We start from the raw sequence: 23,436 nt of genomic DNA on the forward strand, positions 1-23,436 counted from the left end.
CGCTATAATCACCCATGACTCGCCCTCCTTGCGTGAGGCTCTGCCCGGCCTATCCGGGTAACCCTCGCACTCGCATCGAGGGTGAGTCGCCTCCGTTCCGCAAAGGGACATACGGTCTGAGGAGCCGCGCGCGCTTCGCGCGGCGTCTCGAAGGATGGCAGCAGGCCATGTGCCAGATGGTTCGAGACGCGCGCCCGACAGTGCGAGCGCGCTGCCGGACGCGCTCCTCACCATGAGGCCGGCTGCAAGCTTGCTGGCGCAGGGGCTAACGTGATAGGCCGCAGCACCTTTTCACGCCGATTTGCACGGGGTTTCCGCCAGTAATCGCAACGGCCGCAACAGGACGAATCGATGACTACTGCAAAATACGACGTGCTCGGGATCGGCAATGCGATTTTCGACGTGCTGGTGCAGACCGACGAGGCCTTCCTCGCCCGTCACGGCATGACCAGGGGCGGCATGGCGCTGATCGACGAGGCCCGCGCGCTGGCGATCTACAATGACATGGGCCCGGCCACCGAAATGTCCGGCGGCTCGGCCGCCAACACCATTGTCGGCGTCGCCAATCTCGGCGCCCGCGCCGCCTATGTCGGCAAGGTCCGCGACGACCAGATCGGCCGTCTCTATACCCACGACATCCGCGCCGCCGGCGTCACCTTCGAAACCAAAGCCGCCGCCGACGGCCCCGCCACCGGCTGCTCCTACATCCTGGTGACGCCGGACGGCGAGCGCACCATGAACACCTATCTCGGCGCCGCCCAGGACCTGACGCCTGCCGATATCGATGACGCCCAGGTCGCGGCCTCCGGCATCATCTATCTCGAAGGCTATCTCTGGGATCCCAAAAGCGCCAAGGAAGCCTTCGTCAAGGCCGCCACCATCGCCCACGGCGCCGGCCGCCGGGTGGCGCTGACGCTGTCGGATTCATTCTGCGTCGATCGCTACCGCGACGAATTTCTCGATCTGATGCGCAAGGGCACCGTCGATCTCATTTTCGCCAACGAAGCCGAACTGCATTCGTTGTACCAGACGTCCGACTTCGACACCGCGTTGAAACAGTTGCGTGAGGATACAAAACTCGGAATCGTCACCCGCAGCGAGAAGGGCTGCGTGGTCGCCTCGAAGGAGGGCGTCGTCGCGGTGCCGGCCTTCCCGATCGAGAAGATGGTCGACACCACAGGCGCCGGCGACCTGTTCGCCGCCGGCTTCCTGTTCGGCCTGGTGCGCAACGCGGGCTTTGAGGCCGCCGGCCGGTTAGGGGCGCTGGCCGCCGCGGAAGTGATCCAGCACATCGGGGCAAGGCCGCAGGTTTCGCTGAAGGAATTGGCGCAGCAGAACGGGCTGCCGGTGTAGCAAAAGTCGCAGGGCCATCCGGGGATCGGCTGGTAGATGCGGATCAACGACAAATTGAGGAAGCTGAGAGCGAGGTGACTCGAGCATCAAGTCCGGCCGTGGTCGGAAGAATCGGTATCAAGATAAGGTTGAAATATCATTGCATGGGGTTGTTTTCGCTTTTTTGGTAGAGCCCCCGGGCACGGCGCATCGCGCCGCGAGAACGCGGCGCCTGTTCATCGGCGTCATTGCGAGGAGCGCTTGCGACGAAGCAATCCATTCCTTCCTTTCGTGGCGAGATGGATTGCTTCGTCACATCCGCCTTCGCCCGAAGGCGGGCTTCGGCAGAAAAGTGCTCCCTTGCGCAAACGCTTCGCGTTTGTCGCAGGCAATGACGGACTACGCCGTCTTCGCCGCCTTCAGCCCCAGCTTGGCCTCGACCGCGTCGCGCATCAAAAACTTCTGCACCTTGCCGGTCACCGTCATCGGAAACTCCTCGACGAATTCGACGTAGCGCGGGATCTTGTTGTGGGCGATCTGGCCCTGGCAGAAGGCGCGGACTTCATCGGCGGTGAGGGTCTCGCCTGGGCGCACCCGGATCCAGGCGCACAGTTCCTCGCCGTAGCGGGCGTCGGCGACGCCGAATATCTGGACGTCCTGGATCTTGGGATGGCGGTAGAGAAATTCCTCGATCTCGCGCGGATAGAGGTTGTCGCCGCCGCGGATCACCATGTCCTTGATGCGGCCGACGATGTTGCAATAGCCCTCGGCGTCGATGATGGCGATGTCGCCGGTATGCATCCAGCCGCTAGCGTCCAGCACCTCGGCGGTCTTCTCGGGCTCGCCCCAATAGCCCAGCATCACGCTGTAGCCGCGGGTGCACAGTTCGCCACGCTGGCCGCGCGGCACGATGCGGCCGTCGAGATCAACCACCTTGACCTCGACATGCGGATGGATGCGCCCGACGGTGGAGACCCGCCGTTCCAGCGGATCGTCGGTGGCGCTCTGGAAGCTGACCGGGCTGGTCTCGGTCATGCCATAGGCGATGGTGACGTCGCGCATGTTCATCGCCTCGTTGACGCGCCGCATCACCTCGATCGGGCAGGGCGCGCCGGCCATGATGCCGGTGCGCAGCGATGTGAGATCGAACTTTGCGAAGTCGGGATGGTCGAGCTCGGCGATGAACATGGTGGGCACGCCGTACAGCGCGGTGCATTTCTCCCGTTCCACGGTCTGCAGCGTCGCCAGGGGATCGAAGCCTTCGCCGGGATAAACCATTGTGGCGCCCGAGGTGACCGAGGCCAGATTGCCCATCACCATGCCGAAGCAATGATAGAGCGGCACCGGAATGCAGATGCGGTCGTTCTCAGTAAGGCGCATGGCGCGGCCGACGAAATAGCCGTTGTTGAGGATATTGTGATGCGTCAGCGTCACGCCCTTGGGCGATCCCGTGGTGCCGCTGGTGAACTGGATGTTGACGGCATCGTCGAACTGCAGCGTCTTGCAGAGCACGGCGAGTTCGTCGCGGTGGCGCGCGCCGCCCATGCCGGCGACCTGTTCGAATGGCAGGGTGCCGGGAGCGGCTGGCCCGCCGATCTGGATCACCGCGCGCAGTTGCGGCAGCCGCACCGCCTGCAATTGGCCTGGCGTTGCCGTCGCCAGTTCCGGCAGCAGCGTGTTCAGCATCTCCATGTACTGGCTGGTCTTGAACGCGGTCGCCGTCACCAGCGCGGCGCAGCCCACCTTGGCCAATGCGAATTCGAGTTCGCTGAGGCGATAGGCCGGATTGATGGTGACGAGCACGAGGCCGGCCTTGGCGGCGGCGAACTGGGTCAGCGCCCATTCCGGCCGGTTCAGCGACCACACCCCGATGCGGGCGCCGCGCTCCAGCCCGAGCGCGAGAAACCCCGCCGCCAGCGCATCGACCCGCTCCGCCAGTCCCTTCCATGTCCACCTGACATCATGGCTCGGCGACACCAGCGCCTCGCGATCCCCCCAGCGCCGCGCCGCCTGATCGAGGGTGCGTCCGATGGTGTCGCCCAGCAACGGCGCATCGGCAATGCCGCAGACGTAGCTATCGGCCATTTGGGTCAAGTCGGTTTCTCCATGCGTGGCGCGATCATATCTTACCTCGCCCCGCTTGCGGGGAGAGGTCGAAATTCGCGCGCAGCGGGAATTTCGGGTGAGGGGGAGTCTCCGCGAACCTTATCTTCAGAATTTGCGGAGGCAGCCCCTCACCCCGACCCTCTCCCCGCTAAGAGCGGGGAGAGGGAGTGATAAATTACGCCGCCCGCTGCGCCGCATCCAGCCCGGCATAGACGCCGCGCTCGAGGCCCGCGAACGCTTCCAGGCACCTTGCATCTGCGAACGGCAGCACCTGCATCAGGATCACGCCGGCGACGTTGCGCGCCGGGTCGATCCAGAAATAGGTGTTGGCGAGGCCCGCCCAGGCCAGGCTGCCGGGGCTGCGGCCTTCCGGCGTCTTGCCGGTGTTGATCAGGAAGCTGAGCCCCCATTTCTTGTCCATCCCGGGATAGAGATCGACATCGTTGGTGTAGGCGGGCGCCACCGAAATCATCTTGCCGACGTTGAGGTCGCCGATGTGGTTCTGGCTCATCAGCGCGACGGTCTCGGGCTTCAGCACCTGGTTGCCGTTGCCCTTGCCCTTGTTGAGGATCATCTGGGTGAACTTGATGTAGTCGCCGGCGGTGCCGTACAGGCCGCCGCCGCCCATGTGGAATTCCGGATTCTGCTCCAGTTCGAACGGGATTGCCGCCAGCGCGCCGTCCTCGCCGCGGGCGTGCATGCCGACCAGGCGCTTGCGCTGCGCGTCGCCGATCTTGAAGGCGGTATCGCTCATGCCGAGCGGCGCCAGCATGTGGTCGCGCAGATAGGCGTCGAGCTTCTTGCCGCTGACAGCCTCGACCGCCTTGCCGACGAAATCGATGTTGGTGCCGTATTCCCAGCGCGTGCCGGGGTCGGTCGCGATCGGCGTCTTCAGCGCCGCGTTCTGGCAGGTGGTGATGGCGGGAATCCCGGCCTTCTCGAGATAGGTCGCGATCTCGCCGTTCCACATATTGTAGGCGAAGCCGGCGGTGTGGGTCATGAGCTGGCGCAGCGTGATCGGCCGCGTTGCCGGACGCAGCTTCGGCTCGCCGCTGGCGTCAAAGCCTTCCAGCACCTGCGGCGATGCGAGATCGGGCAGGATCCTGCCGATGGGTTCATCGAGCGAGAGCTTGCCCTGCTCGACCAGCTGCATGCCGGCCGCCGTCGTGATGGCCTTGGTCATCGACGCGATCCAGAACACGCTGTCGGTAGTCATGGCATTATCCCTGGCGTCGTCCTTGGACAGGTCGCGTTTGCCGAACGCGCCCTGGTAGATCACCTCATTGCCATTGGCCGCCATCGCGACCACGCCGGGAATCTCCCCGGCATCGCATTTCTGGCGCAACAGCTGATCGATCTGAGCTTGGCTTTGCAGAGATTGGCTTTGCATGGCTCACCTCCCGATTATTGTTGATTGAAGCGCCCGATCTTCCCCCCGTCGCCGGTTTCCTGCAAGCACGCCCGTTGGGCCAAGGCGGGGATCGCGGGCTCGTGATGACAGCCGCGATGACAAGGAACGGGCGTTGGCCCATAAGCTTGGAGGGCGGCCGATCGGCCACACCCTTCAGATTTTGCGGTGGACGGGTTGCAATTGCCACAATCAACCCGTGATATGCGCGATAACTTGAAATAACGGCGGCGCCACGGAACTTTTCGGCGATAAAGTGTTTGAAACGCAGCGGAATTCGATGCTGCCTGCCGCTTATGTTGATGCAATTGGTAGCGACTTCTGGATCACGAGGGGACCAAGATGATCTCGACCTGGAGCGAATGGAAGCGGTATCCCCGGGCCGGACGCGGCGAGAATCTCGAAGCTCCGATCACCCCGGGCATCTATGAAGTCCGGGTTGCCGGTACCGGTGCGCTGCACTCGTTCGGCGCGGTCGATAATGTCGCACAGGCGCTGGCGCTGCTGACCATCGGTTCAAAATCCTGGTTCGGGCGCCGCGACCCCGAAATCACGCCCGATCTCGAATACCGCACCTGCGCGACGTCCTCCAGGGCCGCCGCCAAGGCCGCCGCCGAGCGCATGATCGGCCGCCGTGAAACCTATATGAGCGGCGCAGCCTGAGCCGTCGTTCCGAGGCGATGCGAAGCATCGAACCCGGAATCCCAGGATTCCGGGTCTGGCGCTGGCGCACCATCCCGGAATGACAGCTGTGGCCTGTCAGCCGATGTATCGCGGCCCGTTTGCGCCTATACTCGGACCAACACCCAAGAAGATCCGAGGAGTAACGCCATGACCCCGACCGCCGCCGCTGCCCGCGCCACCTCGTCCTCCACGCCGTCGTTGCGCGACCGCCTGAAGGATCCGTCGCTGCTGCGCGAGCAATGCTACATCGATGGCGCCTGGACCGGCACCCCGGCCAATCCCGTGACCAATCCGGTCAACGGCATCGAGCTGGCCAAGGTGCCGAAACTGAGCACCGCGGAAGCCACGCTCGCCGTCGAAGCCGCCGAGCGCGCGTTTCCGGCCTGGGCCAAATTCACCGCCAAGCAGCGCTCCAACATCCTGCGCAAATGGTTCGACCTCATCATCGCCAACCGCGAAGACCTCGCGCTGATCCTCACTTCCGAGCAGGGCAAACCGTTGGCGGAAGCGCTGGGTGAAGTCGATATCGGCGGCGCCTATGTCGAATTCTTTGCGGAGGAGGCGCGGCGCGTCTACGGCGAAACCATTCCGACGCAGCGGCCGGATGCGCGGCTGCTCGCGATCAAGCAGCCGATCGGAGTCTGCGGCGCGATCACGCCGTGGAATTTTCCGTGCTCAATGATCACCCGAAAAGTGTCGCCGGCGCTGGCCGCCGGCTGCACCGTGGTGCTGAAACCCGCCAATGAGACGCCGCTCACCGCGCTGGCGCTGGTGGCGCTGGCGGAAAAGGCCGGCGTGCCCAAGGGCGTGTTCAACATTCTCACCGGCAATTCCTCCGCGATCGGCAAGGTGCTGTGCGAACATCCCGCCGTGCGCTTCGTCGGGTTTACGGGATCGACCGAGGTCGGCAAGATCCTGTACCAGCAGGCCGCGGTCGGCGTGAAGAAGCTCGGGCTCGAACTCGGCGGCAACGCACCGTTCGTGGTGTTCGACGACGCCGATATCGACGCCGCGGTGGACGGCGCCATGGTCTCGAAATACCGCAACATGGGCCAGACCTGCGTCTGCGCCAATCGCCTCTATGCCCAGGAAGGAATCTACGACCAGTTCGTCGAAAAGCTGTCGAAGAAAGTAGCTGCCATGAAGATCGGCGACGGCACCGAGGCCGGCGTGACCCAGGGGCCGCTGATCAACATGGATGCGATCGACAAGGTCGAGAAGCACATTGCCGACGCGGTCAAGGGTGGCGCGAAGATCGTCACCGGCGGTAAGCGCCACGCGCTCGGCGGCACCTTCTTCGAACCGACGGTGCTGTCCAATGTCGCGCCCGATGCGCTGGTCGCGCATGAAGAGACGTTCGGGCCGCTGGCGCCGGTGTTCCGCTTCAAGGACGAGGCCGACGTAATCGCGATGTGCAACAATTCGCCGTTCGGTCTGGCCTCTTATTTCTATTCGCGCGATCTCGGCCGGGTCTGGCGGGTCGCCGAAGCGCTGGAGTCCGGCATGGTCGGCGTCAATACCGGCCTGATCACGACCGAGGTCGCACCGTTCGGCGGCGTCAAGGAATCCGGCCTCGGCCGCGAAGGCTCGCATCACGGCATGGAAGAATATGTCGAGATCAAATACGTGATGATGGCGGGGATATAGGTAGACACCACGCCAGCGTCGCCCCGCGAACACCGGGGCCCATACGCCGCGGCGGTGCGGTTAGGTTGAGACCTTCGCTTCACACGAACATTGGTGGCCGGGTCCCGGCGCCCAGGCCGGGACGACGAGAATTGATCAATCCGCCTTGCCCGAGCCGAACGCGCCATGCCGTCCGACGCCGGAGGCAAAGCGCGTCGCGCCGGACAGCGTTTCGCCCGAGGCGATGACTTCGAGCCCGCCGCGCATTTCATTGGCGATGGCGGCTTCCTCCTCGAGGTCCCATTGCCGCAGCGCCGACAACCGGTCGGCGCGCAGGCAGGTTTGCGGGAAGGCCGCGATATCCCGGGCCAGCGCGATCGCCTGCGCGCGCGTTTCGCCTTTCGGCACCAGGCGATTGGCAAGGCCCATGCGCAGCGCCTCGGGTCCGCCGACCGGGCGTCCGGTCAGGATCAGGTCGATCGCCTGCGAATGGCCGATCAGCCGCGGCAGCCGGATGGTGCCGAGATCGATCAGCGGCACGCCGAAGCGGCGGCAGAAGATGCCGAAGGTGGCGTTCTCGGCGACCACGCGCATGTCGGCCCACAGCGCCAGTTCCATGCCGCCGGCCACCGCAAAGCCCTCTACGGCCGCGATCACGGGCTTGGTCAGCCGCAGCCGGCTCGGCCCCATCGGGGCGATCGAATCGTGGCCGCCGATCTTGCGTTTCTTGTTGGGATCGCCCGATGCCACCGCCTTGAGGTCGGCGCCGGCGCAGAAATGACCGCCGGTGCCGGTGAACACCGCGACCGCCGCTTCGGCGTCCGCATCGAAAGCCAGGAAGGCATCGAACAGTTTTCGCGCGGTAGCTCCATCGACGGCGTTGCGGCAATGTGGACGATTGATCGAAACGATGGTCACCGGTCCATCGCGTTCGACCAGCACTGTGTCGGCATCGGTCATGCGACCTCCCTGTTCGTTTTTCTGTTCGTCATTCCGGGGCGATTCGAAGCATCGAACCCGGAATCTCGATATTCCCCGGTGCGCAATTGCGCACCTGAGGTCTGGTGCGGGCGCACCATCCCGGAATGGCGAGGTCAGATCTCGAGTTCGCTTCCCGTCACCCGGCGGTAGGCTTCGAGATAGCGCTTGCTGGTGGCGTCCACCACGCTTGCCGGCAGCGGCGGCGGGGGGGCGTCACCGTTCCAACGGCCGGCGCGGCGCTCGACATCGAGATAATCGCGCAGCGGCTGCTTGTCGAAGCTCGGCTGCGGCTGGCCGGGGTGATAGGCATCTGCCGCCCAGAACCGCGAACTGTCGGGGGTCATCACCTCGTCGATCAGGATGATGCGGCCGTCTCTGTCGCGGCCGAATTCGAACTTGGTGTCGGCAATGATAATGCCCTGCTCCCGGGCGACTTTTTCGCCGAGCGAGTAGACCGCGCGGCTCTTGCTCTCCAGCTCGTACGCCACTTCGTCGCCGAGGACCTCGCGCATGCTCGCGATCGTGATGTTCTCGTCGTGGCCGGTTTCGGCCTTGGTGGCCGGGCTGAAGATCGCGGGCTCCAGCTTGGCGCTCTCCAGCAGGCCGGCTGGCAGCTTCTCGCCGGCCAGCGTGCCCTGCGCCGCATATTCCTTCCAGGCCGAACCGGAGAGGTAGCCGCGGACCACGCATTCGATCGGAAATACCGTGGTGCGTTTGCACAGCATCGCGCGTCCGGTAAGCGAGGCGCGCTGGCCCTGCAGTGCCGGCACCTGCTGGATGATTTCATCGGCGTCGGCGCTGATCATGTGGTGATGCACCACGCCTTCGAGCAGCCCGAACCACCAGGCGCTGATCTGGGTCAGCACTGCGCCCTTCATCGGGATGGTTTCGGCCATCACGACGTCGAACGCGCTGATGCGGTCGGTGGTCAGCAGCAGCACGCGGTCGTCGCCGACGGCGTAGATATCGCGAACCTTGCCGCGCCCGATCCGGGGCAGGGGCAGGGCGCTGGCGAGCATGGCGGTCATTGGTCTGGCTTTCAAAACGGTGTCATGCCGCGCGAGACACGGGCATCATGAGGGATACGGATAGCTCACTCCGGCAGCGGAATGAACTCATGCTCGTCGGGAACATGGGAAAAACGGCCGGTTTTCCAGTCCTGCTTGGCCTGCTCGATCCGCTCCTTGCTGGAAGAGACGAAATTCCACCAGAGATGGCGTGGTCCTTCCAGCGCGTCGCCGCCGAGAAACATCATCCGTGTCGGCCTTGTCGTGTTGACCGTGATGCGGTCGCCCGGACGGAAGATCAAGAGCCGCGGTCCCTCGTAGCGGTCGCCCGCGATTTCGATTTCACCGTCGACCACATAGATCGCGCGTTCCTCATGATCGGGATCGAGCGGCACGCGGATGCCGGCCTGCGCCGTCACCTCGGTGTAGAACCACGGCGACACCATCGCCACCGGCGACGTCTCGCCGAACGCGCTGCCCGCAATCACACGCGCGGTGAAGCCGTTATCCTGAACTGTCGGCAGGTCGGCGGCGGCATAATGCTGAAACGACGGCGCGATTTCTTCCGAGGCGGCCGGCAAGGCGATCCAGCTCTGCAGGCCGAGCATCTTCTGGCCGCTCGCCCGCTGCACGTCCGGCGTGCGCTCGGAATGCGCGATGCCGCGTCCGGCCGTCATCAGGTTCATGGCACCGGGCTGGATTTCCCGTATGTTGCCCTCGCTGTCGCGGTGCATGATGCTGCCGTCGAACAGATAGGTGACGGTAGCGAGCCCGATGTGCGGATGCGGGCGAACGTCCATGCCCTTTCCGGACATGAACTGCACCGGCCCGAAATGGTCGAAGAAGATGAAAGGGCCGACCATCTGCCGCTTGCCATGCGGCAGTGCGCGGCGCACCTCGAATCCATCGCCGAGGTCCCGCGTGCGCGGCACAATGACGAGCTCAAGCGCGTCGCAGGAGAGGGGATCGCCGAGAACGGGATCGTCGGAGGGATGCCAGCTCATGAAGTCTCCACGAAGGTTTGGAGCATTATCTTGCGCCAATGCCGCGGAGACAAGCCGCCATCCCTGCGGGCAGCTTGCCCAGGATCAAGGCAGATTCGGGCGTCGTCGAGCCGCCCAAAAAAAACTGCACGGCACTGCCCAGCCGATCGCGGGTCGTTTATGGTCAAATTTGCTCACATTTACAGGTTGCATGGCAGACAAGCGTGCCAGCGACGCCGTGACAGATCGAATCCCGTGAATGTACGGATATAAGTCGATTTCCGGCCGGACCATGCTGATTCTGGCCATCCGCGACAACACAGTCGAATTGTCCCCATGACCGACGAGGCCGCACAAGTCCAGAAGCTGCTGCGCCAGCAGGCGTCGATCGCCAGGTTTGGCAGCTTTGCGCTTCGCGAGCGGGATCTGGACAAGATCCTCGCCGAAGCGGTCCGGGTCTGCGCCGACGGCCTCGGCGCGCCCTTCTGCAAGATCTGCCGCTACCGTGCCGAAGAAAACGATCTGCTCGTCGTCGCCGGCCATGGCTGGCAGGATGGCGTGGTGGGCAACGTGGTGTCGCGCGCTGACATGAGCTCGCCGCAGGGACGCGCCTTCAGCACCGGCCTGCCGTCGATCATCGACGACGTGGAGGAGGTCGCCGGCTTCAACCTGCCGTCATTTTACGCCGCGCACGGCATTGTCTCGATCATCGACGTCATCATCAAGGGCATCGACGATCAGCCGTACGGGATCCTCGAGATCGACAACGACAAGCCGCACGGCTACGACCAGTATGACATCAATTTTCTGACGGGGTTCGCCAACGTACTGGCCGAGGCGGTTTCGACCGCCGCCCGGGGCATCGCCCTGCAGGTGACCGTCGACCAGATGAAGGCTCTCGTCGAGGAAAAGGACCGGCTGCTCCACGAGAAAAGCGTCGCGGACCTGCAGCTTCACCAGGCCCAGAAGATGGAAGCGGTCGGTCAACTGACCGGCGGCGTCGCGCACGATCTCAACAATATCCTCACGGTCATCACCGGCACCATCGAAATCCTCTCCGAAGCCTTTGCGGATCGCCCCGAGCTTCTGGCGATCACCAGGATGATCGACGACGCCGCGGCGCGCGGCGCCGATTTGACCCAGCGCCTGCTGGCATTCGCCCGCAAGCAGCCGCTGCAGCCGCGCGAGGTCGACGTCAATGCGCTGGTAATCCAGACCGCCAATTTGTTGCGGCCGACGCTCGGCGAGCAGATCGAGGTCCACATGATGCTCGCCGGCGACGTGGCGCTCGCGCTGATCGACCCCAGCCAGCTCAGCAATGCGGTTCTCAATCTCGCGCTCAACGCCCGCGACGCGATGCCGGACGGCGGCAAGCTCACCATCGAGACCTGCAACGTCGTCCTCGACGAGGAGTACGCCAGGACGAATGGCGATGTCAGCGCCGGGAATTACGTGCTGGTCGCGGTGACCGATTCCGGGCACGGCATACCCGCCGCGATCCTGAACAATGTGTTCGAACCCTTCTTCACCACCAAGGAGGTCGACAAGGGGTCGGGCCTCGGCCTCAGCATGGTCTACGGATTTGTCAAACAGTCGAGTGGGCACATCAAGATCTACAGCGAGGAAGGTCACGGCACGACGGTGCGAATCTATCTGCCTCAAGCGAGCGGCGTCGCGCTGCCTGACGAGCAGGCTGTCGCGCCGGGCATGATAGGCGGCGACGAGACCATCCTTGTGGTTGAGGACGACCATCTGGTGCGAAACTTCGTGATCGGCCAAATTCAAAGCCTGGGCTATGCCACCCTGGCGGCGGTCAATGCGAAGGAGGCGATGGCCGTTATCGACGGCCCCGGGAAAATCGATCTGCTGTTCACCGACATGATCATGCCGGGTTTGATGAACGGCCGGCAACTGGCGGACGCAGCGCTGCAGCGAAGGGGCTCGCTGAAGGTGTTGTTCACGTCGGGCTACTCGAACGAGGCCATCATTCACCACGGCCATCTCGACGCCGGTGTGCTGCTGCTCGCCAAACCCTATCGCAAGTCGGACCTTGCCCAGATGATCCGCGCCGCACTTGCTGCCTGAGGTCGGGTAACGGATACGGCGCGCCGCATCGGCCCGGCCTATTGCCGGCCGAGCTGCGTCGCCTTCGCGACCCTATCGAATGTTTCCAGCGACAGGATGGCGTCGGCGAACTGGTCGGCGCGGCTGTTCAGCACCGGGCGGGCGAGCGTCAGAAACTTCTGCTGCATCGCCTGCGCATCCGGAAACGAATTCGGCTCGCCGGAGGGGTCGGCATAGAGACGCTCATGCACGCCGTCCTCGGTGGTGATCGAGACCCGGGCGCCGAACGGGTGGGTGCGTCCGATTTCCAGGCGGTCGTCCTGAATCACGTCGAACTTGTCCGCCAGCGCATCGACCGCGGCATTGCCGAGCTTGTCGTAATCGTCCCAGCCGAACCGGCCCTGGTCGAGTGCGACGGCGCCGGTAAAAAACATCGAGAACTGGCCGCCGACGATCGAGGTCGGATGCCGCTTGGTGGCGGCGTCGCCGGTCAGCGTGATGCCGTTGCGATGCAGCCCGATCTCGACCCGCTTGATCTGGTCCGGCGTCAGATTGTGCTCGCGGCGCATCGCGATCAGTGCATCGAGCGCGGCGTGGGTGTAGCGGCAGCTCGGATAGGGTTTGACGCCGATCTTCATGGTCTCGTAGATCTCGCCGAGGCCGGCGACCGCCTTGGCGGGATGGGCGTTGTCGCTGTAGCCGACCAACAGGCCGTGCTTGCCCTCGACCGATTCGGACGAGCCGATGAAATCGTTGCGCGCCAGCGTGGCCGCGATCACGCCGTTCATCGCGGCGGCGCCGACCTGGTAGCGCTTGTTCCAGGCGCCGTTGACGAGAAACTGCAGCGAGCCTGCGGCCTGGCTGCCGGAGACGCCGAAGGCGGCGATGATCTGCGCTTGCGACAGTCCGAACAGTTTTGCGGCGGCCGCCGCCGCGCCATAGGTGCCGGCGGTGGCGGTGGGGTGAAAGCCGCGCGCGTAATGCGAGGTCGGATCGAGCGCGTTGCCGAGCCGGCAGCACACCTCATAACCGGCGACGATGGCGGTGAGCACGTCGCGGCCCGACGCGCCGACCATCTCGCCGATCGCGAACGCGGCCGGCACCACCGGCGCGCTCGGATGCAGCGAGGAATCCGCATGGGTGTCGTCGAAATCGAGGGAATGGCCGAGCGCCCCGTTGAGCAGCGCCGCCACCGCCGGCGTCCAGGTCTTGCTGTCGCCGAATACGGTGGTTTCGCCCTTGCCGTCGAGCGCCAGCGCCTCCAGCATCCCAAGCAGCGACTCCGTGGATTCGGCGTCGCGCCGCGCCCGGATCGCGCTGCCGAGAAAATCCAGCGTCAGCACCTTGGCGCGCGCCAGCACCTCCTGCGGAATATCGTCGAATTTCAGATTGGCGACGTAGGCGGCGAGGGTTGCGGTTTCATTGGCCATGCTATTTTGTTCCTTGGACCCGGACCGGCAAACTATTCGCATGATGCCGACTGTTCAAGCCGGGATGATCCCAAGGCCGCCGTTATTGTCGGGACTTCAGCGCCTCGAGCGCGTGAAGGCGCAGGCGCCCGGCATCGCGTTCGCCTCGCGAAGCCGCTTCGAGAATGCTGCTCGACAGCAGTTTCAGGGCATCCGTGGGGATCCGGAACGGCAATTCATCGAGGCAGAGATGGAGCGCCGTCGACATCGCCGCGATGGTTTCAGGCGTAAACGCATGGCCGCCCTGCGCCTCCGGGTGGACTTCTGCCGCGAACGCCGCTTCTGGGTTGTTGCCACCACCGAGGCGGGCGGCTGCCGCGAGCACGCGCAGGTGGATCAATGCGGCCTCGAGAAGTTCTTGCTCTTCGATCTCGCCGGACCGCGCCAACGCGACAATCCGCGCGGCGAGCCGCCGGCGATTTTCAGCGGTATCGGCTTCATCTCCCTCGATCGCAAGAAATCGCTCCCAGACCACGTCGAAGGCGCGCGCCAAAGCCGCTTTGGTGTCGTCACTGTCGATGGGGATGTCGGTGGATGTCACCCTTCGATAACCGTCGGGGAGACCCTTGGTTCCTGCCGTTGCGATCAACCACGACATCAGCCGCGGCGGGTCAGGCCCTTGCTTTCCATCCGCCAGATCAGCATGTCGATGCGGTCCTGGCCGAAGAACGGCTCGTTCTCGAACACGAAGGTCGGCACGCCCCAGTGGCCGGAAGCCGCGTGGGCCGCTTCGTTGCCCGAAATTATCCGTTCGTAGCGGTCAGGGTCGGCGGTAATTGCCGCGTCCATGGCAGCCAGATCGAAGCCGGCGACGCTTGCGGCGCGGGCGAGGTGATCGCCCTCGTTCCAGCCTTTGACCGTACCGTCCCACAGCACCCGGCTGATCGCTTCGGTAAATTCCAGCGAGCGGCCTTCCAGCTGGGCTGCGGCGCCGAGCCGCGTCAGGCGGTGGATGTAGGGCTGGTTTTCGGCGACATCCAGCGTCGTCATGTCCTGCACGATCGGGTCGGGACGGGGAAACCGGAACGGGATGTTTTCGTGCTTGGCGACGCGGCTGGAGTCGAGCACCACATAGCGCGCGAATTGCGGATTGGCGCGCTTGAAGAATCCGGGCACCCGCACCGCCAGCGGATAGACCGGGCGCAGGTTCAGCGTCACGTCGTAATCGTCGATCATCTTCCGCGTCCTGGGCAGTGCGAGATAGCTGTAGGGACTGCGGAACGAAAAGAACAAATCGACGGATAATGTCATGGAGCCTCGTTACGCCAGTGATGGACGGGAACAAAGCACGGGCGCGGCCAGGCGTCCATGCGTCCAAAGCAATACAGGCGATGCACCGCGGTCAAGCCGCAACCTGCGCCAGCATGCTGCGGACCACGAGCCGGTGAAACGGCAGGATGATCGCAAGGTAAGTCCGCCCGAGCCGATTGTGCGTCTTGACCAGCGTGGTCGCGGTGACTTGCTGGCCGGCGCCATGGGTTGCGACATCGACCACGACACGGAAATCCAGATGGCTGTCGTTGAAGCCGGCGACGAGGCGGTCCGGCGTCTGGCTGATCACCGGAAACATCCCGATCATGTCCCGCGGCGGCGTGGCGGCGCCGGCGCCTGATGTCTTCAGGCCGAACGGCCCGACCAGGATGTTGCGCAGCGTCACCAGGGCGTCGATCCATCGCGGCGCGCGGCCGACCATCCGCTCCGTGGCCTGCCGCGCATCGAGCGCATGGCCGTCGACCTCGAGGCCGAAAGCGTCCGCAAATTGCGCGCCGGCCAGCAGGGCATCGGCATCGACGGCGGGTTCGATCTCGCGGATTTTCATCATCATCTCCTATCGCACCGATGCCAGCCGGTTCGCCAGCAGCCGGAAGCGCAACACCAGCAATATGGCATAAACGGCGGTGCCGCAGGACAGCCCGATCCAGACCCCGATCGCGCCCCATCCGGCCCAGAAGGCGAGCCCGTAGGCGGCGGTAAATCCGATCAGCCAGTAGCTGATCGCGGCGAACAACAGCGGTATCCGCGTGTCGTTCATGCCGCGCAGCGCGCCGGCGGCGACGGTCTGGATGCCGTCGGCGACAAAGAACGTGGCGCCGACCATCAGCAGCGTGGCGGTGAGTTCGATGACGAGACCGCCGCTCTCCACCGCCTCGCCGAAGAAGAACCGCGCGATCTCGAACCGGGCGAGGATCACGGCCAGCGTCAGCGCGGAAACCAGCGCCATGCCGAGCAGCGTGGCGACGAAGCCCGCCCGCCTGACCGCCGCCGCATCGTTGCGGCCGACGGCATGGCCGACCCGCACGGTGGCCGCGATGCCGATGCCAAACGGCACCATGAACAGGATGGCGGTGACCTGCAGCGCGATCTGATGCGCCGCCAGCGCGGTGGTGCTGATCATGCCCATCAGCAGGGCCGCCGCGGAAAACAGGCCGTATTCCAGCAGGAACGAGATCGAGATCGGCGCGCCGATCACGATCAGCTGCCGCATCAGCATCCAGTCGATGCGCCAGATCCGGCCGAGCACATGATATTTCCGGAACGGCCGGCGGCTGTGCGCGAACCACAGCGCCGCCAGAAACATGCCGAAATTGATGATGGTGGTGGCGAGGCCGGCGCCGAACAGCTCCAGCCGCGGCAATCCCCATTCGCCGTGGATCAGGAGATAGACCAGCACGGCATTGGCCGGGATCGCCACCAGCGTGATCCACAATCCCGGCTCCGGCCGGTTGACCGCGCCCATGAAGCCGCGGATGGCGAGAAACCACAGCGCCGGCGCAATGCCCCATGCCAGGCCCAGCAGATATTCCTGCGCCAGCCGCGCGGTGGCCGGCGCCTGACCCAGCGCCAACAGGATCTGTTCGCCGTATAGCGGTGGCAGGATCATCGGCAGCGAAATCATCAGCGCGGCCAACAGCCCGACGCGCAGCGAACGCCGCACCATCCGCGGGTTGCGCGCGCCGAACGCCTGCGCCGCCAGCGGCGCCACCGCGGACACCAGTCCCATGCCGAAGGTGAAGGACATGAAGAACACCGAACTCGCCAGCGCCGCGGCGGCCACGGCCCCGTCGCCGAGCCGTCCGACCAGCGCCAGATCGGTGGTCATCATCGCGATCTGCCCGAGCTGCGTCAGCGCAATCGGCACCGCGAGCTTCAGCGTCTCGGTCAGTTCGAGCGTGAGGCGGCTGCCGCGCGTGGTCGCGCCGGCCGTCGCCTCCCCGATTTGATCAAGGGATGTCTTATCGAGGGAAGTCATGGGGATTGCCTAACATGGCCGCCGGGACGAAATGGTGGCGACAGGGTCGCAGTCCCTTGCTTACATGTCCCGCGAGCGCTCCGGCACGCGGGTGATTTTCGCGCCCAGTGCGTTGAGGCGTTCGTCGATGCGTTCATAGCCGCGTTCGATCTGGTCGGCGTTGTTAATGGTGCTGACGCCCTTGGCGCAGACGGCAGCCAGCAGCATCGCCATGCCGGCACGGATGTCGGGCGAGGTCATCAGCGCGCCGCGCAACCGGCTCGGCCCCGCCACGATGGCGCGGTGCGGATCGCACAGCACGATGCGTCCGCCCATCGCAATCAGCTTGTCGACGAAGAACATCCGCGACTCGAACATCTTCTCGAACATCAGGATGACGCCGTCGCACTGGGTCGCGGTAACGATGGCGATCGACATCAGGTCGGCCGGGAACGCCGGCCACGGCTGATCCTCAAGTTTCGGCACATGACCGCCGAAATCGTCATGGATCTTGAGGGTCTGGTTCGCCGGCACGATGAGGTCGTCGCCCTCGACCTCGCAGACGATGCCGAGCCGCTCGAACCCCATCCGGATCGAGCGCAGATGTTCGACGCCGGCCCGCGTGATCCGCAGCGGCGAGCGCGTCACCGCGGCAAGGCCGATCAGCGAGCCGACTTCGATATGGTCGGGCTGAATCGTATAGCTGGCGGAGCCGAGCGTCGCCGGTCCATGCACGATGATGGTGTTGGTGCCGATGCCCTCGATGCGGGCGCCGAGCGCGACCAGGAAATGCGCGAGATCCTGCACATGCGGCTCGGAGGCGGCGTTGCGCAGATAGGTGGTGCCATGCGCCGCCACCGCGGCCGTCAGCGCGTTTTCCGTGGCGGTCACGCTGGGTTCGTCGAGGAATACGTCGGCGCCCCTGAGCTTGCCGGCGCGAAATTCGAGCCGGTCGGTGGCGGTGACGGTGGCGCCGAGCTGTTCGAAGGCCAGAAAATGCGTGTCGAGACGGCGCCGGCCGATGACGTCGCCGCCGGGCGGCGGCAGCATCACCTCGCCGCAGCGGGCCAGCAGCGGTCCCGCCAGCAGGATCGAGGCGCGGATCCGCGCGCACAGTTCGGGATCGAGATCGGCGGCGCGAATGTTTTTGGCGTGGATGGCCAGCGTGTTGCGCGCCCGCCATTCGGCCGAGGCGCCAACCGAGCGGATCAGCTCGACCAGCGTTTCGGTGTCGCGAATTCGCGGCACGTTTTCGAGGGTAACCGGATGTTCGGTGAGCAACGCCGCCGCGATGATCGGCAGCGCGGCGTTCTTGTTGCCGGACGGCTCGATGGTGCCGGAAAGCCGACGACCGCCCTCAACGATGTATTGAAGGGCTGACACCGGATCGTTGCTCACACGTCGACATTGGCGCTGAGGGAATTGTCCTGGATGAATTCGCGGCGCGGCTCGACCACGTCGCCCATCAGCTTGGTGAAGATGTCGTCGGCCTCGTCGACTTCCTTGATCTTCACCTGCAGCAGCGAGCGTTCGTTGGTGTCGAGCGTGGTTTCCCAGAGCTGGCCCGGGTTCATTTCGCCGAGGCCTTTGTAGCGCTGCAGCAACACGCCCTTGCGGCCGGCATCGGTCACCGCCTCGAACAGGCTGACCGGCCCGTGGATCGCGGTCTCGGTGTCCTTGCGGCGCAGCAGGCCCGGCTTCGGATAGGCTTCCTGCAGCCTGGCCGCGTAATCGTCGAGCTTGCGCGCATCGGCCGAGCCGAGCAGCGCGTCGTCGATGATGGCGACGTCCTTGACGCCGCGCACGGTGCGCTCGAACAGGAAGCCCTCGCCCTCGGTGAAGCGCCCGGTCCAGCCGCGTTCGACTTCATCGGCCAGCGCGTCGAGCCGGCGCGCGATGTAATCCGCGGCGGCGTTCGCGGTGGCGAGGTCGCCGGTGATCTTCGGGCTCATCACGCCGGCGATCGCCGCCTGCTCGATCACCTTGCGGTTATAGCGGCTGTGCAGATTGTGCAGCGTGCCGCGGATGGCGCGGGCATCCTCCACCAGCGCCAGCAGGTCGCGGCCGGCGCGGCTCTCGCCCGACGCCAGCTTGAACACGCAGTCGTCGAGGCCGGTGGCGATCAGATAGTCTTCCAGCGCGCGTTCGTCCTTCAGGTACTGCTCGGACTTGCCGCGCGTCACCTTGTAGAGCGGCGGCTGCGCGATATAGAGGAAACCGCCCTCGATCAGCGACGGCATCTGGCGGAAGAAGAAGGTCAGCAACAAGGTGCGGATATGCGCGCCGTCGACGTCGGCGTCGGTCATCAGGATGATCTTGTGATAGCGCAGCTTCGATAGATCGAAGTCGTCGCGGCCGATGCCGGTGCCGAGGGCCGTGATCAGGGTGCCGATCTGCTCGGAGCCCAGCATCTTGTCGAAGCGCGCGCGCTCGACGTTGAGGATTTTTCCACGCAACGGCAGCACCGCCTGGAATTCGCGGTTGCGGCCCTGCTTGGCGGAGCCGCCGGCGGAATCGCCCTCGACGATGAACAGTTCGGACTTCGCCGGGTCCTTTTCCTGGCAATCCGCAAGCTTGCCGGGCAATGAGGCGATATCGAGCGCGCCCTTGCGCCGCGTCAACTCGCGCGCCTTGCGCGCGGCTTCGCGGGCAGCGGCGGCTTCCACCACCTTGCCGACGATTACCTTGGCTTCCGCGGGATGTTCCTCGAACCAGGCGGCCAGCGCCTCGTTCAGCACGTTTTCGACCACGGGCCGCACTTCCGAGGACACCAGCTTGTCCTTGGTCTGCGAGGAGAATTTCGGATCCGGCACCTTGACCGAGAGCACCGCGGTCAGGCCCTCGCGGCAGTCGTCACCGGTCAGCGCGATCTTTTCGCGCTTGGCAATAGCGTCGGCATAGCCGTTGACCTGGCGCGTCAGCGCGCCGCGAAAACCCGCCAGATGGGTGCCGCCGTCACGCTGCGGAATGTTGTTGGTGAAGCACAGCACGTTCTCATGATAGCTGTCGTTCCACCACAGCGCCGCCTCGACGCCGATGCCGTTGAGCTCGGCATTGATCATGATCGGCAAGGGCACCATCGGCTTCTTGTTGCGGTCGAGATATTTCACGAACTCGGTGACGCCGCCCTTGTACATCATCTCTTCACGCTTCTCGACCGCGTGGCGCATGTCGGACAGCACGATATTGACGCCGGAATTCAGGAAGGCGAGTTCGCGCAGGCGGTGTTCCAGCGTCGCGAAGTCGTATTCGACATTTGTAAAAGTCTCCTTGGAAGCGAGGAAGGTCACCTCGGTGCCGCGCTTGCCATTGGCGTCGCCGACCACCACCAGCGGCGCCACCACGTCGCCATGGGCGAATTCGACGAAGTGCTCCTTGCCGTCACGCCAGACCCGCAGTTGCAGCTTCTCCGACAACGCGTTGACGACGGAGACGCCGACGCCGTGCAGGCCGCCGGAAACCTTGTAGGAATTCTGGTCGAATTTTCCGCCGGCATGCAGCTGGGTCATGATGACCTCGGCGGCGGAAATGCCTTCGCCCTTGTGGATGTCGACGGGAATGCCGCGGCCGTCGTCGCGCACGGTGACCGAGCCGTCGGCGTTGAGCAGCACTTCCACCGCGCTGGCGTGACCGGCGAGCGCTTCGTCGATGGCGTTGTCGACGACTTCGTAGACCATGTGATGCAGGCCGGAGCCGTCATCGGTGTCGCCGATATACATGCCCGGCCGCTTGCGCACGGCGTCGAGGCCTTTCAGTACCCGGATCGATTCCGCACCGTATTCGATAGGAATGGAATGCTCAGTGTCGGCGATGGTTTGCCGGGCAGGTTCTGTCATGTGAGGCCTTCGAGGATGTCCCGAATCAGCGGCGCAAAAGGGGCGCTGATCGGTTTATTTGTGCCATGAAAGGGGCATTGCGCCTAGCGCAAAGTCGCTATCAACAAGTTATTGAATAAATAGGAGTTTTTGAAGGTTTTTCAAGGCGCCGGGAAGCCGATTCGGAGGCGTTGCAAAAGCGCGATTCGGCAGCCGATTTCCGGTCCTGCAAGTCCCGATTTTCCTCGCCATCCGGCCCGACGCGATCAACGCGGGTGACGTCAGGCGCGGCGGGCGATCTGACCGGAATCGACCTCGAAAACTTCGCCCGATGCGCCGATGTCGGCGAACGCCGCGGGATCGGCGCCGGTCATCCAGACCTGCGAACCAAGCCCGGCAAGTTCGTCGAACAGCGACCTGCGCCGGCCGGGATCGAGATGCGCGACGACTTCGTCGAGCAACAAGAGTGGCGTGATGCCGGTCATGTCAGCGACCAGGCTGGCATGCGCCAGCACCAGGCCAATCAGCAGCGCCTTCTGCTCGCCGGTGGAGGCGTCGCGCGCCGGCATGTTCTTCGGCGCATAGATCACCTGCAGGTCGGTGAGGTGCGGACCGTCGAGGGTGCGGCCGGCGGCGGCGTCGCGGGCGCGGCCGGCGCGCAGGATCTCGCGGTAGCGATCCTCCACCGCCGTGGCGGGTTCGTTGACCAGCGCGTTTTCCATCCAGCCGTCGAGCATGATCCGGGCCGATGGAAACGCCGAGGCGTCGCCGCGCGCGCGCAGCATCGCGGCCAGCCGCGTCACGGTCTGTCCGCGCATCGCCGCGACCGCGACGGCGAGTTCCGCGGTTTCGCGCTCGATCGCGTCGCACCAATGGTCGTCGTAATTGCGCACTTCCAGGAGCCGGTTGCGCGAGCGCAAGGAGCGGTCGAGCGCCGATACCCGGCTGGAATGCTCGGAGTCGATCGCCAGCACCAGCCGGTCGAAGAACCGCCGCCGCTCGGACGCGGCGCCGAGAAACAGCCCGTCCATCGACGGCGTCAGCCACACCATGCGCAAATGATCGCCGAAGGCGGTAGCGGAACCGACCGGCTCACGGTCGATCCGGCAGCGCCGGCTGCTGGCGGCACCCTCGCTGCCGGGCGGGTCGATGCCGGTGCCTAGCGTGGCGAGGCCGAGCGCGCCCTCGACCTCGGCGGACACCGCCCAGGAGCCGTCGCCCTGGATATCGGCGACGTCGTCAAGCGTGGCGCGGCGCAGGCCCCGTCCGGGCGACAGCAACGAGATCGCCTCGATGCAGTTGGTTTTGCCGGCGCCGTTCGGCCCCACCAGCACCACCACATCGCCGCGCGTCTGCAGGCTCGCGCTGCGATAATTCCGGAAGTGCGTCAGCGTCAGGCGGTGGATGCGGGAGGCGGTCATGTTACTCGTCATTGCCGGGTGCGCGGACCGATCGAGGCGCGGCCACAACCTCAGCTGCCATCATCCGCGAAGGCGGATGATCCACTACGCCGTGGAGTTCGAAACTCTCACTAACGCCAGCGAATACCGGATACCCGCCTTCGCCGGTATGACGACAGTGTTTGTGCGCGCCACCCTCTCCCACAGGGGGAGGGGGATGATTCGGGTGCGGCTCGCGTGAAATTCCTACACCCGCATCGGCATCAGCACGTACAGTGCGCCTTTGGAATCCTTGTCCTGCACCAGGGTCGGCGAACCGGGATCGGCCAATCTCAGGACGGCGACTTCACCCTCGATCTGGGCGGCGATATCCAGCAGATAGCGCGAGTTGAATCCGATATCGAGCGCGTCGGAGGCGTATTCGACCTCGAGTTCTTCGGTGGCGCTGCCGGAATCCGGGTTGGTCACCGAAAGCACGAGCTTGCCCGCGGACAGCGCCAGTTTTACCGCGCGGCCGCGTTCGCTCGAAATGGTCGAAACGCGGTCGACCGCGGCCTCGAAATCCTTCTTGTCGACGATCAGTTCCTTGTCGTTGTTCTGCGGGATGACGCGGCCGTAATCCGGAAACGTGCCGTCGATCAGTTTCGAGGTCAGCACCACATGGCCGATGGTGAAGCGGATCTTGCCCTGCGACAGTTCGATGCCGACTTCGCCCTCATTGTCGTCGATCAGCCGCAGCACTTCGCCGACGGTCTTGCGCGGCACGATTACGCCGGGCATGCCGTCCGCGCCCTTGGGCAAGGCCAGATCGACCTGCGCCAGGCGATGGCCATCGGTCGCGACCGCGCGCAAGGTCGCGGCCTTGGCGGTGCCGGCCGCGTGCAGATAGATGCCGTTGAGGTAGTAGCGGGTCTCCTCGGTCGAGATCGCGAATTGGGTGCGGTCGATCAGCCGCTTCAAATCGGAGGCGGCCAGCGTGAACGAATGCGTCATGTCGCCGGCGGCGAGATCCGGAAAATCGTTTTCGGGCAGGGTCTGCAGCGTGAAGCGGGAGCGGCCGGCACGGATCGCCAGCACCGAGCGGTCGCCGTCGCCTTCCAGCACGATCTGCGCGCCGTCGGGCAATTTGCGGACGATGTCATAGAACAGGTGCGCCGGCACCGTGGTCGAACCGGCGGTCGAGGTTTCCGCCGCCAGGGTCTCGGTGACCTCGAGGTCGAGGTCGGTCGCCTTCAGCGACAGTTTGGCATTTTCGGCACGGATCAGCACGTTGCCGAGGATCGGAATCGTGTTGCGGCGCTCGACCACGCGATGCACGTGGCCCAGCGATTT

The 23,436-nt window shown here is 64.9% G+C and carries 18 protein-coding genes; 4 read left to right on the top strand and 14 right to left on the bottom strand.

Going from position 1 to position 23,436, the window contains the following annotated elements:
- Positions 1 to 351 precede the first annotated feature (351 nt).
- Positions 352 to 1,353: an adenosine kinase gene (locus Q8N40_RS20425; protein WP_305713077.1), complete on the top strand. Its 1,002-nt coding sequence runs from the start codon at positions 352 to 354 to the stop codon at positions 1,351 to 1,353.
- A gap of 378 nt (positions 1,354 to 1,731) precedes the next feature.
- On the opposite strand, the gene Q8N40_RS20430 is transcribed toward Q8N40_RS20425, so the two are convergent.
- Positions 1,732 to 3,426, bottom strand: a complete 1,695-nt coding sequence (locus Q8N40_RS20430; RefSeq protein WP_371135759.1) for an AMP-binding protein — start codon at positions 3,424 to 3,426, stop codon at positions 1,732 to 1,734.
- Between the two features lie 187 nt (positions 3,427 to 3,613).
- Positions 3,614 to 4,813: a serine hydrolase gene (locus tag Q8N40_RS20435; protein ID WP_305713090.1), complete on the bottom strand. Its 1,200-nt coding sequence runs from the start codon at positions 4,811 to 4,813 to the stop codon at positions 3,614 to 3,616.
- 375 nt (positions 4,814 to 5,188) lie between these two features.
- On the opposite strand from Q8N40_RS20435, the gene Q8N40_RS20440 reads away from it, so the two are divergent.
- Both Q8N40_RS20440 and Q8N40_RS20445 read left to right on the top strand, forming a co-directional pair.
- On the top strand, positions 5,189 to 5,509 hold the full coding sequence (locus tag Q8N40_RS20440; RefSeq protein ID WP_305319137.1) for a hypothetical protein: 321 nt from the start codon (positions 5,189 to 5,191) through the stop codon (positions 5,507 to 5,509).
- 168 nt (positions 5,510 to 5,677) lie between these two features.
- The gene (locus Q8N40_RS20445) at positions 5,678 to 7,177 is read left to right on the top strand and encodes an NAD-dependent succinate-semialdehyde dehydrogenase (protein WP_305713078.1); all 1,500 of its coding nucleotides are present in this window, start codon (positions 5,678 to 5,680) and stop codon (positions 7,175 to 7,177) included.
- 135 nt (positions 7,178 to 7,312) lie between these two features.
- On the opposite strand, the gene Q8N40_RS20450 is transcribed toward Q8N40_RS20445, so the two are convergent.
- The 3 genes from Q8N40_RS20450 to Q8N40_RS20460 all read right to left on the bottom strand — a co-directional run bounded on the left by Q8N40_RS20450 (position 7,313) and on the right by Q8N40_RS20460 (position 10,148).
- Positions 7,313 to 8,116 carry a crotonase/enoyl-CoA hydratase family protein gene (locus tag Q8N40_RS20450; protein WP_305713079.1) on the bottom strand — a complete coding sequence of 268 codons (804 nt, stop codon included), beginning with the start codon at positions 8,114 to 8,116 and terminating at the stop codon, positions 7,313 to 7,315.
- A gap of 134 nt (positions 8,117 to 8,250) precedes the next feature.
- On the bottom strand, positions 8,251 to 9,165 hold the full coding sequence (locus Q8N40_RS20455) for a phosphoribosylaminoimidazolesuccinocarboxamide synthase (protein WP_305713080.1): 915 nt from the start codon (positions 9,163 to 9,165) through the stop codon (positions 8,251 to 8,253).
- 65 nt (positions 9,166 to 9,230) lie between these two features.
- Positions 9,231 to 10,148 carry a pirin family protein gene (locus tag Q8N40_RS20460; RefSeq protein WP_305713081.1) on the bottom strand — a complete coding sequence of 306 codons (918 nt, stop codon included), beginning with the start codon at positions 10,146 to 10,148 and terminating at the stop codon, positions 9,231 to 9,233.
- A 315-nt stretch (positions 10,149 to 10,463) separates the two neighbouring features.
- Between Q8N40_RS20460 and Q8N40_RS20465 the strand changes: the two genes are divergently transcribed.
- The gene (locus tag Q8N40_RS20465) at positions 10,464 to 12,212 is read left to right on the top strand and encodes an ATP-binding protein (RefSeq protein WP_305713082.1); all 1,749 of its coding nucleotides are present in this window, start codon (positions 10,464 to 10,466) and stop codon (positions 12,210 to 12,212) included.
- A gap of 38 nt (positions 12,213 to 12,250) precedes the next feature.
- Here the strand turns inward: Q8N40_RS20465 and Q8N40_RS20470 are convergent, their stop codons facing one another.
- The 9 genes from Q8N40_RS20470 to dnaN all read right to left on the bottom strand — a co-directional run.
- The gene (locus tag Q8N40_RS20470; RefSeq protein ID WP_305713083.1) at positions 12,251 to 13,621 is read right to left on the bottom strand and encodes an MmgE/PrpD family protein; all 1,371 of its coding nucleotides are present in this window, start codon (positions 13,619 to 13,621) and stop codon (positions 12,251 to 12,253) included.
- A gap of 82 nt (positions 13,622 to 13,703) precedes the next feature.
- Positions 13,704 to 14,258 carry a hypothetical protein gene (locus tag Q8N40_RS20475; RefSeq protein WP_305319130.1) on the bottom strand — a complete coding sequence of 185 codons (555 nt, stop codon included), beginning with the start codon at positions 14,256 to 14,258 and terminating at the stop codon, positions 13,704 to 13,706.
- Positions 14,258 to 14,911: a 2-hydroxychromene-2-carboxylate isomerase gene (locus tag Q8N40_RS20480; protein ID WP_305319129.1), complete on the bottom strand. Its 654-nt coding sequence runs from the start codon at positions 14,909 to 14,911 to the stop codon at positions 14,258 to 14,260. Before Q8N40_RS20480 ends, Q8N40_RS20475 begins: the two co-directional genes overlap by 1 nt.
- 91 nt (positions 14,912 to 15,002) lie before the next feature.
- Positions 15,003 to 15,479 carry a DUF2867 domain-containing protein gene (locus Q8N40_RS20485; RefSeq protein WP_305713084.1) on the bottom strand — a complete coding sequence of 159 codons (477 nt, stop codon included), beginning with the start codon at positions 15,477 to 15,479 and terminating at the stop codon, positions 15,003 to 15,005.
- A 9-nt stretch (positions 15,480 to 15,488) separates the two neighbouring features.
- Entirely contained in the window at positions 15,489 to 16,910 is a 1,422-nt protein-coding gene (locus Q8N40_RS20490; protein ID WP_305319127.1) for an MATE family efflux transporter, read from the bottom strand.
- Between the two features lie 60 nt (positions 16,911 to 16,970).
- The gene (gene murA / locus Q8N40_RS20495) at positions 16,971 to 18,272 is read right to left on the bottom strand and encodes a UDP-N-acetylglucosamine 1-carboxyvinyltransferase (RefSeq protein WP_305713085.1); all 1,302 of its coding nucleotides are present in this window, start codon (positions 18,270 to 18,272) and stop codon (positions 16,971 to 16,973) included.
- Positions 18,273 to 18,283: 11 nt separating this feature from the next.
- Entirely contained in the window at positions 18,284 to 20,725 is a 2,442-nt protein-coding gene (gene gyrB / locus Q8N40_RS20500; protein WP_305713086.1) for a DNA topoisomerase (ATP-hydrolyzing) subunit B, read from the bottom strand.
- 260 nt (positions 20,726 to 20,985) lie between these two features.
- Entirely contained in the window at positions 20,986 to 22,125 is a 1,140-nt protein-coding gene (recF, locus tag Q8N40_RS20505) for a DNA replication/repair protein RecF (protein ID WP_305713087.1), read from the bottom strand.
- A gap of 225 nt (positions 22,126 to 22,350) precedes the next feature.
- A partial coding sequence (gene dnaN, locus Q8N40_RS20510; protein ID WP_305713088.1) for a DNA polymerase III subunit beta occupies positions 22,351 to 23,436 on the bottom strand: 1,086 nt, incomplete at its 5' end.

The organism is Bradyrhizobium sp., from assembly GCF_030693485.1.
Classification (GTDB): domain Bacteria; phylum Pseudomonadota; class Alphaproteobacteria; order Rhizobiales; family Xanthobacteraceae; genus Bradyrhizobium.